The organism is Tenacibaculum sp. SZ-18 (assembly GCF_002813915.1).
GTDB lineage: Bacteria > Bacteroidota > Bacteroidia > Flavobacteriales > Flavobacteriaceae > Polaribacter.
Window position 1 is genome coordinate 3,424,758 of sequence record NZ_CP019335.1, and the last position, 14,895, is coordinate 3,439,652.

At 30.2% G+C, this 14,895-nt stretch carries 11 protein-coding genes; 4 read left to right on the forward strand and 7 right to left on the reverse strand.

What is annotated here, in order from left to right:
• Positions 1-96: 96 nt before the first annotated feature.
• The 3 genes from BTO06_RS15495 to BTO06_RS15505 are packed head-to-tail and all read right to left on the reverse strand — an operon-like array spanning position 97 to position 3,190.
• Entirely contained in the window at positions 97-1,224 is a 1,128-nt protein-coding gene (locus BTO06_RS15495; protein ID WP_100926172.1) for a helix-turn-helix domain-containing protein, read from the reverse strand.
• Positions 1,225-1,239: 15 nt separating this feature from the next.
• Positions 1,240-2,364: a helix-turn-helix domain-containing protein gene (locus tag BTO06_RS15500; RefSeq protein WP_157811887.1), complete on the reverse strand. Its 1,125-nt coding sequence runs from the start codon at positions 2,362-2,364 to the stop codon at positions 1,240-1,242.
• Positions 2,365-2,404: 40 nt separating this feature from the next.
• On the reverse strand, positions 2,405-3,190 hold the full coding sequence (locus BTO06_RS15505) for an alpha/beta fold hydrolase (RefSeq protein WP_100926815.1): 786 nt from the start codon (positions 3,188-3,190) through the stop codon (positions 2,405-2,407).
• 47 nt (positions 3,191-3,237) lie between these two features.
• Here BTO06_RS15505 and BTO06_RS15510 point away from each other — a divergent pair, with 47 nt between their 5' ends.
• Both BTO06_RS15510 and brnQ read left to right on the forward strand, forming a co-directional pair.
• On the forward strand, positions 3,238-4,020 hold the full coding sequence (locus BTO06_RS15510) for an alpha/beta fold hydrolase (protein WP_100926174.1): 783 nt from the start codon (positions 3,238-3,240) through the stop codon (positions 4,018-4,020).
• Between the two features lie 12 nt (positions 4,021-4,032).
• On the forward strand, positions 4,033-5,307 hold the full coding sequence (gene brnQ, locus BTO06_RS15515; RefSeq protein ID WP_100926175.1) for a branched-chain amino acid transport system II carrier protein: 1,275 nt from the start codon (positions 4,033-4,035) through the stop codon (positions 5,305-5,307).
• Here brnQ and BTO06_RS15520 read toward each other — a convergent pair.
• From BTO06_RS15520 to BTO06_RS15540, 4 genes are all read right to left on the reverse strand, one after another.
• On the reverse strand, positions 5,304-5,780 hold the full coding sequence (locus BTO06_RS15520) for a hypothetical protein (RefSeq protein ID WP_100926176.1): 477 nt from the start codon (positions 5,778-5,780) through the stop codon (positions 5,304-5,306). The genes brnQ and BTO06_RS15520 overlap by 4 nt on opposite strands.
• Before the next feature lie 59 nt (positions 5,781-5,839).
• Entirely contained in the window at positions 5,840-9,217 is a 3,378-nt protein-coding gene (locus BTO06_RS15525; protein WP_100926177.1) for a hypothetical protein, read from the reverse strand.
• A gap of 182 nt (positions 9,218-9,399) precedes the next feature.
• On the reverse strand, positions 9,400-11,496 hold the full coding sequence (gene feoB / locus BTO06_RS15535) for a ferrous iron transport protein B (RefSeq protein WP_100926179.1): 2,097 nt from the start codon (positions 11,494-11,496) through the stop codon (positions 9,400-9,402).
• A complete protein-coding gene (locus BTO06_RS15540; protein WP_100926180.1) occupies positions 11,483-11,728 on the reverse strand; it encodes a FeoA family protein in 246 nt (81 codons plus the stop codon). The genes feoB and BTO06_RS15540 overlap by 14 nt, the downstream gene beginning before the upstream one ends.
• A gap of 123 nt (positions 11,729-11,851) precedes the next feature.
• Between BTO06_RS15540 and BTO06_RS15545 the strand changes: the two genes are divergently transcribed.
• Positions 11,852-13,003 (forward strand): DNA polymerase III subunit, encoded by a 1,152-nt coding sequence (locus BTO06_RS15545; protein ID WP_100926181.1) that lies wholly within the window; start codon positions 11,852-11,854, stop codon positions 13,001-13,003.
• Positions 13,004-13,485: 482 nt separating this feature from the next.
• Positions 13,486-14,892 (forward strand): sensor histidine kinase, encoded by a 1,407-nt coding sequence (locus BTO06_RS15550; protein ID WP_100926182.1) that lies wholly within the window; start codon positions 13,486-13,488, stop codon positions 14,890-14,892.
• Positions 14,893-14,895 lie beyond the last annotated feature (3 nt).

Here is a 14,895-nt window from a genome sequence, read left to right on the forward strand (position 1 = left end):
TTTTGATGACACAAAAGTGTTGCATGTTCACATTTTGCGCGACCGAAAACACAAAGTCGAACCTTTTTCTTCCCAAGAAATTGGTTCGACTTTACGTTAAACAACTGATTTCCTGAATTGTGTAGGTGTTTTTCCAGTATGTTTTTTAAATGCCGTATTAAATGAAGATTTTGAATTAAATCCAACTTCGTACAAAATTTCCAATACGGTTACTTTTGTTTTTGATGGATTTGACAGTATATTTTTTGCTTTTTCTATTCTATATTCATTTATAAAATCGAAGAAATGAAGCTTTAATTCTTGATTAATTAAAACAGATAAATCTCTCATCGGAACTTTCAATTGATCTGCTAAATTTCTAATGGTAAGTGATGGATTTAAATAAGGTTCATGTTCTTCCATATATTTTTTTAAATCAGAAATTTGTTCGTTATGATTCTCATACAAATCTCCCTTATCCATTTCTTTAGATGTTTTTAAAGCTACATCAAAACCTCTGAATAATTTTGGTGTATGTAAAGCTTTAAAGATTAACCAAAACACAAAGAACATTCCATAGAGGAGCAATACAACTCTCCAAACCTCTACAACTTCAATTGAAAACCAACCACTGTCTCTAATAAATCCTTTAATAAGTGTAATTAAGATGGCTATAAAAGTTAACATCAAATATTGCTTTAACCATTTGTAGTTTTTAAAATCATTCTCGTTGGTATGATTTTCAAAAAGTAGTTTTCTGTAACGCATAACATAATAAATGCTTGCTCCAAAATATGTAATGGTTAGTAACCTTCCGAAATAGTTTGAAAAAACAATTTCTGGATTCCCCATGAAGTCATTATAAAACGTAGCTTTTGCATCACCATCAACTAAAAAGAAATTTGGAAGTAATATCAGTGTATTGATAAGAAACGGAACAAGATGAATTAAGTGAATCTTTTTCAGCTTAAAATTTGAATAAATAATGGACAACACATACAAGAATAAAAGCGGTTCTTTCAAACCGGAAAGTTTTATCCTCAGAATATCTAATGTTAGATTCACATCTACTACATAATAACTGAAAAACGCTGTGCAGTCTATTGCTGTGACAATTAATAATGAAGCTAATAAGATATTCCCAATCTTATTATTTGTTTTTACCGTTAGCAAAAACGCAGAGAAAACAAGTAGCAACAAGCAAAAAATAAATCCTAAAACTCCAATAATAATTGAATTATCCATTTTACAATTTTACGCTTAAATATGTTGTTTTCTAAATTGGGTTGGAGTTAATTGTGTATGTTTTTTAAATGCCGTGTTAAACGATGATTTTGAATTAAAACCTACATCATATAAAATTTCTAAAACGGTAAGTTTAGGTTTGCTTTTATCCGTTAATAAATTCATTGCCATTTCAATTCGATATTCATTTACGAAATCAAAAAAATGTTGATTCAAATTATGATTAATCGCAATAGAAAGTTCTCTTGGAGAGATCTTCATCTGATGTGCCAAATTACGAATTGATAAAGACGGATTTAAAAACGGTTTTTCCTCATTCATGAATACTTTTAAATTCTCAATAATTTCCTGATTCTCCTTTTTGTCCTCGCTTTCTTCTAACAGTTCTTTAGTTAGTTTAGTTTTAGAATCAACTCCTTTAAATAAATCAGGATTATTCAAAGCTTTTAAAATATACCAACAGGTAATGAGTAAAATTGCAAAGACCAAAACTACTTGTGAACTTGAAAAATACGCAGACTGTACGTCTGAATATTTAAAAATATTTTTGACTAGTGCTATAGAAAAAATAGCAATCCAAAAAATAACAATTTGATACAACCATTTATAGGTTTGCACTACATTATCTGAATAGTTTTCAAAAAAGATATTTTTAGCTCTTCTCAATACAATGATGCTCATTACATAATAATAAATCGTTTGTACATGCATTGAAATATGCATAAATATGAGCTCTCTTGTGTGAATTAAATTTACTAACAATTCTTCTTGAACTTCTCTTGTTCCTATATAAAACCTAGGAGTCATTACCAAATTCCCAATAATAAAAGGAACTAAATGCCAAAGATGTTTCTTCTCTAATTTAAAATCAGAATAACAAACCGAACATACATACAAATAGAACACAGGTGTGAGTAAATAATAACTTGTGTTTTTAAACATTAAAAATGAAAGAGACATGGTAACAAAATCGTGAATGAAAAAACCTGCTGTCTCAATGGAGCTAATAATTAAAAAAGCACCAAATAACCGATTACTAAATTTATTTTCAGCCTTTACTGATAAAACAAACATCGCAAAAAGTAAGGTGATGAATGTGGCAAGAATACCAACAAAAACTCTTATATCTAAATCATTCATTTTTTTAGCTTCATTCAAATATAAATGAATTTTTATCAAATTAAGAGTGAATGAAATCTCTTAAACTATTTAATAACTCTTTCTTGTTTTCAATATGGCTCATGTGTCCATTTGATAGTTCTATTATTGGAGTTTGAGTTCTATTTGCTTCGGCTAAACTATCTTCATAAACTAAAACAGGATCTTTCTTTCCTATAATCAATAAACTTTCATAAGCTTCTGATTGCAGAATATGTTCTCTATTTTTACGTTGTTTCATTCCTTCTGCACAAGCAATATATCCTTGAACTGGTGTTTTTAAAGCCTCTTTTTTACAATCTGCAATTTCAGCTGTAAATTCACTTGAAGTTTCTGATGAAAATAAATTACTAATAGACATTGAAACTAATGCATTATAATTTGTCTTTGCCATTTGAATAGCTCTGTCACGCATCATTTTTCGTTCTTCTGAATCTGCTTGTGCGGTCGAATTTAACAAACATAATTTCTCAACGAACTCTGGATATTTTTCTGCTAAGGCTAAAGCTACGTATCCTCCCATAGAATGACCAACAAAAATTGCCTTGTTTTCTTCCTCTTTTGTAAGAACTGATGCTACCGATTCTGCGATTTCTTCCATAGTATGTATATACCCTAAACATTCAGAATTTCCATGACCTAAAAGATCAATACTTATAATTTTGAGTTCATTTGAAAATTCATCTACCATAGATTCCCACATAGCCGAGTTCTCTAAAAAACCATGTAATAGAACTAAGGTTTTAATTCCTTCTCCATAACAATAGTAAGTAACTCTAGTATTTTTATATACAATCCGATTTTCCATGGCGCAAAAATATGTATCTTTCCTCTTTAAAAAGTAAAAAATAAGAGTTGTTATATCATAACACATACGTACATAAAACATCTTCAGAATGGGTAACTTTTATTCATGGAGCTGGAGGTAGCAGTACTATTTGGTTTAAGCAGGTACGAGAATTTAAAAAACACTTTAATGTGCTAATTTTAGATTTAAGAGGACATGGTAGAAGTAAACCTTCCATAGGTAAACTTTTTAAAAATGAGTATACCTTTGATGTTGTTACTAAAGACATTATTGAAGTACTACACCATGTAAAGATTAAAAAATCTCACTTCATTGGTATTTCATTAGGTTCAATTTTAATTCGAAATCTTGCAGAACAAAAACCTGAAATGGTGAAAAGCATGGTTTTAGGAGGAGCAATTTTGAAGTTAAACTTTAGGTCTCAATTGCTAATGAAACTGGGTAATATCTTTAAATCAATAGTACCTTATATGTTATTATATAAATTATTTGCTTTTATAATAATGCCTAAAAAAAATCATAAAAAATCTAGACTTTTATTTATCAACGAAGCTAAAAAGTTATACCAAAAAGAATTTTTAAAATGGTTTAAACTTACTTCAGAAATAAACCCCTTACTACGTTTTTTTCGAGCAAAAGAAATTAAAACACCAACTTTATACATAATGGGAGCAGAGGATCATTTATTTCTACCTTCTATCAAACGCGTTGTAAAAAACCATCTGAATTCTACTTTATATGTCATTGAAAAATGTGGACATGTTGTTAATGTAGAGCAACCTTCTATTTTTAACTCAAAAACAATTGACTTTATCACTTCTTTAAAATAAAACCACTAGTAAATGAAAAAAACTAAAAAAGAAACTCTAATTACTAGCTTTGCTCTATTCTCTATGTTTTTTGGAGCAGGAAACTTGATTTTTCCTCCTTTTTTAGGTAAAAATGCTGCAGACACATGGCATTGGGTAGCGTTTGGTTTTTTCATCACAGCCGTTTTTATTCCAATTCTAGGAATATTAGCACATGCACGTTTACAGGGAACAATGTATGATTTTGGTAAAAAAGTTTCACCTACATTTAGTTTCATATATTGTTTTGTTGTATATGTAATTTCGGTGGCTTTACCGGCTCCGAGAACGGCTTCAGTTACACATGAAATGGCAATTCAACCTTACTTTGAAACAGACTCTTTGTTCACGAGCTCAATTTATTTTGCTTTGGTTCTTGCCTTTGTTATGAATAGAAGTAAAATTTTAACTTTGATAGGACGATTTCTTACTCCATTAATTATTGTGATTCTTTTATCTATAATATGTATTGGAATTTTCTCTTCAAATACAATTTCAACTCCAACTATTTTTAACACCCCATTTGTTAGTGGTTTATTTGAAGGTTACCAAACTTTTGATGCTATTGGAGCAGTTGTTATTGGTGGAGTTTTAGTTATTTCCATGAATTTCAACAAAAACACTTCATTCCAAGAGAAGAAAGAATTAATAACTACATCTGGATTAATTGCCGGACTTGGATTACTAATAATTTATGCTGGATTAATTTATAATGGAGCTATTTTCGGTAGCACATTTCCCAAGGAGGCCTCTAGATCAGAAATATTATCTTCTTTAAGTTCACAAACTTTAGGGAATATTGGAACTACTTTATTAAGTGTATTAGTTGCCTTAGCATGCTTTACTACTGCAGTTGGAATCATCACAGGAACTTCTGATTACTTCAAAAGCTTATTTAATAATTCTGAAAAAGCTTACACAATTACAGCAATTATCGGATGTGTTTTAGGTATAGTTATAGGACAATTTAATGTACAATTTATAGTAGATATTGCTTTTCCGGCACTCATGTTTATTTACCCTATTACAATCATACTAATTCTATTGAATTTGCTTCCTACGAAATTAGCAACACCAACAATGTTTAAAGCTGTTGTACTAGTAACATTTGTATTTAGTATCCCAGATTTCTTACAATTCTTTATTGATAAAGAATCGTTAGTTAGAATTCAAAATATAATTCCTTTCTCTAAAGATAATCTTGGATGGGTTTTACCAGCTTTACTAACTTTTTTGGTGATACGTTTTTCCAGTAAAAAAGAAGCTTAGAAACGATAGCCAATATTCAAACCAACTCTTGGTACAACTGCTGGAGAATTATCTGAGAACATATTTCTACCAATTCCTCCAAGAACACTAACCATAAATCCACCGTTAGAAACATATTTAGTTCCAACAGAAACCCCTAACGCTCCGTCGGTATATTTAATTGCACTATCTTTTTCTCCACTATTTATTCCTATAAAAATTTCACCAAAATAATTCCAGTTTTGAGCTGTCGTAAAATAATGCCTGAAAAATGGAGTGATCATATTATCCTCATTGTATCTGAAATCGGAGTTTTTACCTTCAAAATTGAATAATCCTGAAATACCGATAGATGATTGATCCGCTAAATAATATTCATATGTAACCTCTATGGTCTTCATTACTAAAGCATCTCCTAAATCTACGCTTATTTCTTGTTGTGCTTGCGTAACGAAATTCACTAAAACAGCAAAAATTACTAAAGTCTTTTTCATGTGTAAAGTATATTGAGTTATTATCATCTTAATTTATTAAACAAAAATACATCATTTATCTAAAAAATGGCTTTCAATTGAACCATTCCTGTATGTATTGTTTTAGAGGCTTCACTTTTCCTGCCAAAATAGTTCAAATTTAGATTTAAAAACGAATTCAATTTTTGTGTTATCAAAGCACTCCAAGTAAAATTCCTTCCAACTTGCAATCCTTCTAACATTTGATATCCAACGGGAGAATTTGTATCTCCTCTGAAATTATTTAAAAACATATTAAAGTTAGCCGAAATTTGATTTCGCTTTTCATTAATGTAATAATATTCAATGCCCAGTTTTTGTTGACTCAAATTTTCTAATCCAGCAACTGTATTCTCTTTATTTTTAAAATGATAAAAAGCAGATAATCTATGATCTTTGTTATATAAATAGGTAAGCTTAGGATTTAATTCTTTATTTCTTAAATTATAATTTCTATTTGCGAAGTTTTCGGTTGATAATTTATTTTCAGAGAGCGATGATGTGGCCTCAAACAACCAGAATTTGCCAACTTTATGTTTAAAATCTATTTGATGTGTAATCGTATTATTCTCTTGATTACCAATAGTAAATTGCTGCTTATTTCTCGACTTACCAAACGTGTAAATCCAACTATAATTTTGTAGGTTTCGATTGAAATAGATACTATTTCTAAAATTAAATTGCAAACCAACTAATTGATCTTCATTCAAATCAAACGGATTCAAATTAAAACTATCACCAACTCGTCTTTGCTCATTATTAATTAAAAAGTAAGTTTGATTATAAAAATAAGACAACCATTTTCGAACTCCTTTTTTCGATTTCCAAAGTTTCGGATTTAATGTTATGGATTGCTTCCAAGATGCTCTTTGCGTTGGTAAAAAGGTTAAGTTTGGTAGCGGAACTCTTAGATATTCTGCTTGATCTTGAAACTGTGCAATTTCAAATTCTTCGAACTGTTGAATTCCATCGTTATTGTAATCGATCCAAGTGTAAAACCCCTGTCCTGGTTCAGTTTTTACATAAATAAAATCTTGTCTTGCAATATTCCCTGATGACGTTTCGTAAACCGTTCCAATGGTCAATCCATTTTTAAAAAATCGTTGATTATAAACTATTCTCGAATTTAAAGATTGTTCATTTTCCGAAAACTTTTCATCGGTATATCTATAATTTGCATATACCGACAAATTTGTTGTTTTGTTCTGTATAATTCTACTATCGAGATATACTGTATTTCTATTATTTATTCTTGTAAATAAATTGCTTTTGATACTATCATTTGTTCTATAATTCAATCCTACTTTTGCAAATACTTTTGTTGAATCTCCAATTCCAAAATATCCTTCATACTCTTGAAATTGGTGACTTAAATTATTGAATGTATTTGTATTTCTATCTTTTATTTCATTCGTTTCAAAATTTACCAAACCACCAATCCACGTTTTCTTAAAACGCTTTTCATAATTACTATACAATCTGAAAAACTCATCTTTCTCAATGGTAGATGTATTTTGTAACATACTTCCCTTTAAATTAAAAACAGAATTTTTGTTACTTAATCTAGATTGAATTTCATGTTTATTACCATTAAAACTTTCAGAAAAGTTCAAGTAATTAAAACCATAAGAAACAAAATTGTTTTTCTCTTTCTCTAATCTAAACGTAGTTGCCAATTGATTCTGATTTCCAACTGCCGATCTCAAGTTCCAATCACGATTAAATTCAACGGTTCTAAAACGCTGTACTGTTCTAAAATTCTGCTGAACAAACTCATAATCCAAATTACTTTTCAATTTCCAACTTCCATCCAAAATGGTTTGTTTCCAGTTTAGTTTTGATGCAATTTGTTGATTCTTTTCATCGTCAATTGAAGAAAACAAATTCTGGTCATTATTACTATAAGCTAACTCTGCACTAATGTTGGTTTTTTCTGATGGATTATAATTTGAATTTACCACAGCTACTTGCAAACTGGTTGGTGGGACCAATCGAACAGAAGGTTCAAAACTTCCTAAATTCGGACCAACATACTGATAAATAGTTCCTGTAGCAATTGTTCGATCTATTCTATAACTACCATTATTAATGCCAACATTAGAAAAAGTAACTGTGTATAATTCTTCATTTTCATCAGTTGAAAACTCAAAAATGGAAACTCCGTTATTATCCACTTTTCGATATTGAATTCTATTTGGAGAAAATTCATCAATAAAAGCACTTGGCGATACCATTTGTGTAATATCGTTTCCTGCATTTGCTAGAATCTCTTTCTGTTCGTCTGTTAAATTTTGTTGAATAGGTTGACTTTTAGCATCATTTTCATTGTAGAAATATCCAGAAATAGATAACTTTTCTCCTTTATACTGTGCTTTTTCATAAGTGATAAAACGTGTATAGTTTCTATCAGAAAATTGAAATTCTATTCGAACGCGCATATCATTTGTAACGGGATATTTGGTGTTAAAACGAACTTCAGCTAAATTATAATCGATTACATAGTCTTTATTTTCTCCGCGTTCTAAACGATTCCCGTTTACGAAAACAGCATCACTTCCTTCTACAATTACAATCGCCGATTCGTTATTTGGACCAAAAATTTTGTATGGACCTTGATTTCCTTCTGTTCCAACAAAATTAAAAGCCGTAAAACGACCACGAACAATGGCTCCAGAAGCAGAAGCTCGGAAGTTTTTACTGATATCAGCCTCAGCTTGTAATCCAGAAACTTGTTTATCGAAATTCAAAAAATAACTATCCTTATTGGCAAGAGAAACATCTCCTCCTTTCACTTTCCAATTCTTGTTATATAACTCTACAAAAACTCGATTAAAATCTGTGATATTTTGAGAGTAACCTCCTTGTTGTAATGGAAAATTAGTATCAAAAATATTAGCTCTTATGGAAACATCTTTCGACAATTTTCCTTCAATAGTTAAGTCTAAAGTTGCATTTGTAACTGCATTCTGATTATTACCTGAAGTAACTCCTCTTGAAATGAATCCTGAAGTTTTTAAACCATCAAAGAAATCATTTCTAGTTTTCTTTTTATTTGTTGTTAAACTGTATAATTGTTCAGATGTATTTGTTGAATTTGGAACGATTAACCTTTTATCTAATAAGGAATATTTCTTGGTTAAAAAGGCTGGATATCGCAAATACTCCATAATAACTTCAGGAAAACTATCTGACTTTATAAATAGTTTAGATTTTACAAAGTCTACTTGATACTGTTCTTTAGAAATTTCCTTTCCGTCTTTTGAAAATAATTTAAAAAAAGTAGGATTGATACTTACGGAATCGATTTGAATAGTATCGCTTTTAAGTGTTAGTTTCTTTGACCTAAATTCTTTAAGTTTCTTTTGTCCGAAACCCAACAGGGATATAAAAAAAAAGAAAAAGAATACTTTTTGAGTCATACTTTCATAAACGTAATGGAATCAAAAATAGTTTATTTAAGGGCTTACTTAAGCTTTTATTCTAGCTACAACCACAATTTGTATCACAACCATTTTTACTTTTTGGCTGAAAAAAAAACTTCTTAGCTAAAAAGAAAACTGCTAAAGCTACTATCGTATATGTAATGAATTGCTGTACCATATTATGACAAGAATTGATAAATTACTGTTGCCGATGAATAGGCGATAACTCCCATCGCTACCAATTGGATGATTGGCCATTTCCAACTTTTCGTTTCTCGTTTTACAATAGCTAATGTTGCCATACACTGCATTGCAAATACATAAAAAAGTAATAAGGACATTCCTGTCGCAAAATCGAATCGTTTACCACCAGTTTCAGAATTTACCTCGGCTTCCATTCTTTCTTTTATCGTTCCTTCATCCTCTACGCCTTCAATACTGTAAATAGTAGCCAATGTTCCTACAAATACTTCTCTAGCAGCAAATGAAGCGATTAAACCAATTCCTAATTTCCAATCGTAACCCATTGGCTTTACCACTGGCTCAATAGCTTTACCTGCAATTCCGATAAAAGATTTCTCCATTTTTACTGAAGCAATTCGCTGCGCTAACTCTTCGTCTGATAAATTCTGAGATGCTAATTCAGTTTTTACTTTTTCTTCCGTTTCGTAATATGAAGATGGACCATGGGTTGCTAAAAACCATAAAATAATTGAAATCGCTAAAATGATTTTACCCGCATCAAAAACAAAACTTTTTGTTTTTTCAACCACAGATAATAATACATTCTTTATCGACGGCAATTTATAATCAGGCATTTCTATTACAAATAAAGATTTACTCTTTATTTTCAAAACTTTATGTAAAATAAAAGCAGCGCTAAATGCAGCTATAAACCCTAATGCGTATAAACCCAATAATGTTAACCCTTGTAAATTAAAAAAGCCTAAAACTCTTTGATTGGGAATAATAATCGCAATTAAAATCGCATATACTGGTAGCCTTGCGGCACAAGTGGTAAACGGTGTAACTAAAATCGTAATCAGTCTTTCTTTCCAACTGGTAATAGTTCTTGTTGCCATAACTGCTGGAATCGCACACGCCGTTCCCGAAATTAATGGAATAATACTTTTACCACTCATTCCAAATCGTCTCATAATTTTGTCCATTAAAAATACAACACGACTCATATATCCTGACTCTTCCATAATTGCAATTAAGAAAAACAAAATAGCAATTTGTGGAATAAAAATTACAACACCACCAATACCAGGAATCACCCCATCCGTTAAAAGATTTGTAAACATCCCTTCTGGTAATTTCTCTTTAAGAATTTCTGATAAACTTCCGAAGGAACCATCAATGAAATCCATTGGAATAGATGACCATTCAAAAATAGATTGAAACACTAGTGCTAAAATCCCTAAAAAGATAAAGTATCCAAAAAACTTATGTGTAAAAACTCTGTCTAATCTGCTTCGCAAGTCTTTAGCTTTCGTTCGATCTAAAACATATGTTTTTTTGAGAATTTCATTAATTCTCTGATATCTATAAATTGTTTCTTTCTGCTGATACTTTTTTAATTTAGGAATGTCATCTAAAAAGCTCGAAAAATCCTCCTGCCTATTATTCAAAAAATTCTTTTGAGTTACAGATAACCATAATTTATACAATGAAATATTTGAATTTACATTCTGTAAATTAGCAAAATAATCTTGATCTATTTTATCTGCGATTGTAGCAAAATTTGAAACCGAGTTTACAATTTTATAATTGGCCAACTCTGCTTTTAATTCTGATATACCAATATTCTTCTTTGCTGAAACTAAAATTACTTTAGTTTGTAAGTCTTTTTCTAACTCCTCAACATTTATGGAAATACCTTTTTTCTCCATTTCGTCAACCATATTAATGGCTAAAACCGTTGGAATTCCTAAATCTTGAATTTGTGTAAACAACAACAAATTTCTTTTGAGGTTTTCAATATCAGCAACCATCAATATTACATCAGGAAAATTCTTCCCTTCTGTATCATTTAAAACTTTAAGAACAATACTTTCATCTAATGACGTAGGATTAATACTGTATGTACCTGGTAAATCAGTAATTACTCCTTTAATTTCAGAAGTTAATTTACAGTTCCCTTGTTTTTTATCGACTGTAATACCTGGATAATTACCTACTTTTTGATTTAATCCTGTTAACCTATTGAACAAAGAAGTTTTCCCTGTATTAGGATTACCAATTAACGATATTTGAATACTATCTTTCGCCATTTTGACTCTCTAGGTTAATCAATTTTATTTTTGAAGCCGTTTCTTTTCGTATGGCTAAATGACTACCATTTACTATAACGTACATCGGATCGTTTAAAGGTGCTACTTGTAGTAAAGTAACTTCTGCTCCGGGCAAACAACCCATTTCTAATAATTTTAAAGGAATTGAGTTTTGATTATCTTCAGAGATGATTCCAGATTCTCCTATTATTAATGATGCTATACTACTCAAAGAAATGATTTTTAGAACTATGATTTAAAATCTGTTTAACCACAGCGAAATGCAAAGATACTAAATTAGAATGATTCTAAAGATGTGATTTCTTGCTCTTAACATAAATAGTATATTTGTTGCATGACATTCGAGAAAATCATTGGTCAAGACTATATTAAAAAGCATTTGTCTACCTCGGCTGAAAATGGTAGAATTCCACATGCACAGTTGTTTGTGGGAAAAGAGGGTTCAGGAACTTTAGCTATGGCAGTTGCATATGCCAAACTCTTATTGTCCAGTTCATCTAACGAACCTGAATCTTGTGCAATAAAATGTGAAAAATTACAGCATCCTGATTTACATTTTGCCTTTCCAGTAACCACCACAGACTCTATAAAAAAACATCCTACGAGTAATTTATTTTTAGAGGAGTGGAGATCTTTTATTTTTAACACACCTTATGGAAGTTTATTCGATTGGTTGAAAAGTATTGGTGTTGAGAATAAACAAGGACAAATTGGAGTAGATGAAGCTGAAGATATTGTAAAAAAGCTTTCATTAAAATCATACGAAGGTGGCTTTAAAGTAATGATTATTTGGATGGCCGAAAAAATGAATGTTGCAGCTTCTAATAAATTATTAAAACTAATTGAAGAACCTCCAGCTAAGACAATATTCCTTTTAGTTACAGAAGAAGAAGGTCAGATCATAAACACTATAAAATCTCGTTGTCAATCGCTTCATTTCCCTGCTTTAAGTGAGAATGATATCGAAAATGAATTGGCAAAGAATTATGAAATTTCTTCAAATGATGCAAAAAGAATTGCACAACAAAGTGAAGGTAACCTCAACAAAGCATTGCATTTATTGAATAACGACTCCAATGATTTAATTTTTGAAGAATGGTTTATTACATGGATTCGTAGCGCTTTTAAAGCGAAAGGAAATGCTGCTGTAATACAAGATCTAATTCAATGGAGTGAAGAGATTGCTAAAAGTGGAAGAGAAACTCAAAAACAATTTATCCAATATTGTCTACATTTCTTCAGACAAGCACTTTTATTGAATTATGGAACTCCAGACTTGGTTTATTTAACTCCACAAACTGGTAACTTCAAGCTAGAAAAATTCGCTCCTTTTATACATAGTGGAAATATCCTTTCCATTGAAAAAGAACTAAATGATGCTCAATATCATATCGAAAGAAATGGTAATGCCAAAATTATTTTATTAGACCTTTCTATAAAATTAACTCGATTACTTCATACCAAAGAACAACAAGTCAACACCTAGAATATGAAATCTTACTTTTTTTAAGTAGTATTCATTAATGGACTAATTTTTGATATGTTTAAAAATGGAAAAAAGAAAACGAATACACTTTACAAAATATATGGTAGCGAATTTGAAAAAATTTCGTTTAAGGATTAAATTTTCAACATGTAAAAAAACTTACAGTACATGAGTTTTTGAAGATGATTTGATTAATCCAGCAGATGGTATAGCTCTATCTGGGGTTAACAACGATAACACCAAAGTTTTTAAAAGTAATTTAAACTTTATAGCTTAGTATGCATATTCATGTCCCCTATTTAGATAAAGTAGTACAAGCCAGTGAGTGCGCTTAAAAAAACTTAAAAAAGCTTCGGTTAAATGGTAATTAATGATTATCACAATGACTAATAATTCAATGATGTTCATAATGAAATCTAAAAACTATAATAAACTTGCTTAAACTAAACAATATTTCCTTAAGGATACGGATATTTATTTCCATGATATTATTGGTACTATTAGCATCAATATTAATTGCTAGTGTTACTATATACCAATATCATGAACAAACAAAAGACTATAATGAGCTTCGTTTTAAAAGAAAAGAAAATGCTACTCGCCATAATATTGATATTGAATTAAAACGAAAAACAACTTACCCAGTCACAACAGAAAACATAGCAAAAATTTTTCAGGATAGAATTTACGAGATTGCAGATGTTCATAAGCTTACAATTTCTGTTTTTGATATGAACGGTAATCCGTTAAAGTCATCAATTCCTTACGATTTCGAAAAGGTAAAAGAACTTCCACTCTCCGTAGATATTATTAATGAACTGGCTAACAAATCGAATCATAGAGTTTTTAAAGAACTAGTTATTGAAAAGTTATTAGTGTCATATACCTACTTACACGACTTAAGACATAAAAGAATTGGTATAATTGAATTAAAAATGGTTCAAAATAATGAAGAACAAAAGAAAGAACTTCGTGAATTTATGAGTCGTCTTTTGTTGGTGTACGTTCTTATGTTTATTGCAGCGATTGCTCTAGCTTACTTTTTATCGAGCTATATTACAAGATCAATTCAAACTATTTCTAATAAAATAAAAGAAACTGGTTTAAACAAACAAAACGAAAAAATCACTTTAAATGCTGCTAGTTCTGAGATTAATTCACTAGTAGAATCATATAATAATATGATTGATCAGTTGGAAGATAGTGCCGTAAAACTAGCACAAAGTGAACGTGAACAAGCATGGCGCGAAATGGCAAAGCAGGTAGCGCATGAGATTAAAAACCCATTAACTCCAATGCGTTTAACAGTTCAAAGTTTCCAGCGAAAATTTAATCCAACTGACACCAACATAAAAGAAAAAGTAGCAGAGTATAGTGAAACTTTGATTCAACAAATTGATGTAATGAGCTCAATTGCTTCTGCATTTTCAGACTTTGCCAAAATGCCAACACAACGTAAAGAAAATATTGAAGTCGTAGATGTTGTGAAACATGCATTGGATATTTTTAACGAAGAATATATATATTATATTCCAGAAGAATCTCAAATCTACGCATTTTTAGATAAGACACAACTAATTAGAATTATAACTAACCTTGTGAAAAATGCAATTCAATCCATGAAAGAAAGTGAGACAAACCCTAAAATTGAGGTAAAAGTTTTCTCTCAAGAAGAAAATGTTCTTATCACCGTTTCAGATAACGGAAAAGGAATTATTGACGAAAATAAGAAGTTAATTTTTGAACCAAAATTCACCACAAAAACAAGTGGAATGGGACTTGGATTACCTATGATTAAAAATATCATTGAAGCATATAATGGAACTATAACTTTTTCCTCAACTTATGGTATAGGAACAGTATTTACTGTAACTTTACCAAAAACTTAACTT

Bases quoted from the DNA above. Each gene is read 5' to 3' on its own strand.
- BTO06_RS15495 (WP_100926172.1), bottom strand. From the start codon at position 1,224: ATGGATAATTCAATTATTATTGGAGTTTTAGGATTTATTTTTTGCTTG.
- feoB (WP_100926179.1), bottom strand. From the start codon at position 11,496: ATGGCGAAAGATAGTATTCAAATATCGTTAATTGGTAATCCTAATACA.
- BTO06_RS15505 (WP_100926815.1), bottom strand. From the start codon at position 3,190: ATGGAAAATCGGATTGTATATAAAAATACTAGAGTTACTTACTATTGT.
- brnQ (WP_100926175.1), top strand. From the start codon at position 4,033: ATGAAAAAAACTAAAAAAGAAACTCTAATTACTAGCTTTGCTCTATTC.
- BTO06_RS15525 (WP_100926177.1), bottom strand. From the start codon at position 9,217: ATGACTCAAAAAGTATTCTTTTTCTTTTTTTTTATATCCCTGTTGGGT.
- BTO06_RS15500 (WP_157811887.1), bottom strand. From the start codon at position 2,364: ATGAATGATTTAGATATAAGAGTTTTTGTTGGTATTCTTGCCACATTC.
- BTO06_RS15545 (WP_100926181.1), top strand. From the start codon at position 11,852: ATGACATTCGAGAAAATCATTGGTCAAGACTATATTAAAAAGCATTTG.
- BTO06_RS15520 (WP_100926176.1), bottom strand. From the start codon at position 5,780: ATGAAAAAGACTTTAGTAATTTTTGCTGTTTTAGTGAATTTCGTTACG.
- BTO06_RS15550 (WP_100926182.1), top strand. From the start codon at position 13,486: ATGATATTATTGGTACTATTAGCATCAATATTAATTGCTAGTGTTACT.